We start from the raw sequence: 808 nt of genomic DNA, 5'->3' as shown, positions 1-808 counted from the left end.
GGTCCAGGGGGAGTTCGGCTTCGCCGGTGAGTCCGTCGAGTTGGGTGCGCCAGTAGGCGAGTTGGCGGGCGGCGACGGAGGTGGGGTCGTCGTCGGTGCCGATGACGTGGCGTTGCCAGATGGCGTAGTCGGCGTATTGCACTTCCAGGGGTGCCCAGCGGGGGGAGTTGCCGCCGATGCGGGCGAGGTAGGCGGTGACCAGGTCGCGGGCCAGGGGTGCCATGGAGGCGCCGTCGGCGGCGATGTGGTGGGCGACCATCGCCAGCAGGTGTTCATCGGGGCTGGTTTCGGCCAGCAGGGCGCGGACGGGGACTTCTTCGGTGACGTCGAATCCGGTGAGCATCAGCTCGGTGATGGGGGTGAGGGGGTCGTGGGTGGTGACCAGTTCCAGTCCGGTGGGCAGGGCTTGGTCGACGGTGAGGATCTGCTGGAACGGCAGTCCGCCGGGTCCGCCGGCGGGGTAGCGGGTGCGCAGGGATTCGTGGCGTTCGAGGACGTCGGCCAGGGCGTAGCGCAGTGCGGACACGTCCAGGGCGCCGTGCAGGCGGATGGCCAGGGGGATGTTGTAGGCGGGGGAGGTGGGGTCGAATTGGTTGAGGACCCACATTCGTTGCTGGGCCAGTGACAGGGGGATCGGGTGGCTGCGTTCGGTGCGGGTCAGACGGGGGCGGGTGCCGCCGCCGGCGCCGGGTACCACCCGCGCGGCCAGCGCGGCCACGGTGGGTGCTTCGAACAGTTCGCGGACCACCACGTTCGCGTCGAGGGCTTCGTTGATGCGGGCGACGACCCGGGTGGCCAGCAGCGAGTT

The 808-nt window shown here is 70.4% G+C and carries 1 protein-coding gene; it reads right to left on the bottom strand.

The window, feature by feature from the left end; translation table 11 throughout:
- The coding region (locus ON29_RS04260) for a condensation domain-containing protein (protein ID WP_040864830.1) at positions 1-808 on the bottom strand (808 nt) is incomplete at both ends.

The organism is Nocardia exalbida NBRC 100660, assembly GCF_000308575.1.
GTDB lineage: Bacteria > Actinomycetota > Actinomycetes > Mycobacteriales > Mycobacteriaceae > Nocardia > Nocardia exalbida.
The sequence above is the reverse complement of the archived record's forward strand: the minus strand, read 5'-3'. Positions and strand labels throughout refer to the sequence as shown.